Raw genomic sequence first — 1097 nt, forward strand, 5'->3', positions numbered from 1 at the left:
ACTGATCTCGAGCCGGTGGGCAAAATCTGTTCCACCCCCCCCCCACTCGGGCATGGGGGGGGCCTGTGCGTCGGCAGCCTGTCCGGTCCAGTTCTGCTGGATCGCCGCGATACGTTGCTGCAGTCCATCTAAGCTGTCGTCGAGGAAGCCTTTGAATCCCGCGACCCGGGTTGTTACCTGCTCAAGCTCGGACAGATCAACTTTGAAAGGCTGTGCGTTTTCTACCAATTCAGTTCCGGTAGGTCAAGCGAGCTGATTGCAGTCGCGTTGGATGAATCTTGGCCGGCAAGAGTCCGGCTTGTTACTCCGAGAAGCCCTGCGATCGCAGCCAATGCACCGAGTACAGTTTCAGCGCCATGCTTAGTTTCGGTCCAGCCTGTCGTGTATGCCTCTGCCGACGACCCCTCCCATGACGCCAATAATCCCTGGATTTCGGAATCGAGCGAGGACAGCCCTGCGATCAGAGACTCCGCGACCTGCTGAACGTAGGCCCCGGCATTCGCCACCTCCTCAGGAATGACTGAAAGGTCTCCCCGCTCAACGCCTTCGGCATTGGTTGTCATCACTTCCCTCCCCAGGGTCTCAGTCAGTGAGGGTACAGCAGACGTTCGATCGGTCGGCGGCCGCCGGTGCACTGGGCTGGCCCGCGCTTGCGCTGTTCCTGGCGCTCTTCGTCTGGACGCCGCCGTGCGCTTGGGGAGGTCGTCAACAAGCAGATCGTCATCTACACCTGGCTGACCGTGCTCGCCACGCTGCCCACGACCGGTGTCATCTACTCGGCCGTCGCGCTGGTCGCGGGTGCATGGTTCCTGGTGATGGCCCATCAGCTCCATGCCGGGGTGCGCCGCAGCGAGTCGATGAAGCCGCTGCGGTTGTTCCGGAGTCGAACAACTACCTGGCTGTTGTGTTCTGCGGTCGGGCGGTCGACTCAGTGCTCGGGTGGACCACGCTGGGTAACCTCGTCGGGCTCTGAGCTTTCTCGAACGAACACCGGTGGCCGGGGAGGATTGCCCGTCCATTGGCGTGCCCGCCCCGATGTCGGTCGCCTCGCCTGCCTAACAATCGAGCGCCTGGCTAACCATCGCGCGTTTGGCGGG

The 1097-nt window shown here is 62.4% G+C and carries 2 protein-coding genes and 1 pseudogene; 1 reads left to right on the forward strand and 2 read right to left on the reverse strand.

Features of this window, described 5'->3' with window-relative positions; all coding sequences use genetic code 11:
• Together ACFWPJ_RS33535 and ACFWPJ_RS33540 are read right to left on the reverse strand one after the other, a co-directional pair.
• Positions 1-228, reverse strand: a 228-nt coding sequence (locus ACFWPJ_RS33535) for a WXG100 family type VII secretion target (protein ID WP_378857641.1), incomplete at its 3' end; no start/stop codon positions are given.
• The gene (locus ACFWPJ_RS33540; protein WP_378857643.1) at positions 222-563 is read right to left on the reverse strand and encodes a WXG100 family type VII secretion target; all 342 of its coding nucleotides are present in this window, start codon (positions 561-563) and stop codon (positions 222-224) included. The genes ACFWPJ_RS33535 and ACFWPJ_RS33540, both read right to left, overlap by 7 nt.
• A gap of 53 nt (positions 564-616) precedes the next feature.
• Here ACFWPJ_RS33540 and ACFWPJ_RS33545 point away from each other — a divergent pair.
• A pseudogene (locus tag ACFWPJ_RS33545) lies at positions 617-973 on the forward strand (protoheme IX farnesyltransferase); the annotation flags it as partial.
• Positions 974-1097: the final 124 nt, after the last annotated feature.

Origin of the sequence: Nocardia sp. NPDC058497 (genome assembly GCF_042720195.1) — a bacterium.
In the GTDB taxonomy this organism is placed as follows: domain Bacteria; phylum Actinomycetota; class Actinomycetes; order Mycobacteriales; family Mycobacteriaceae; genus Nocardia.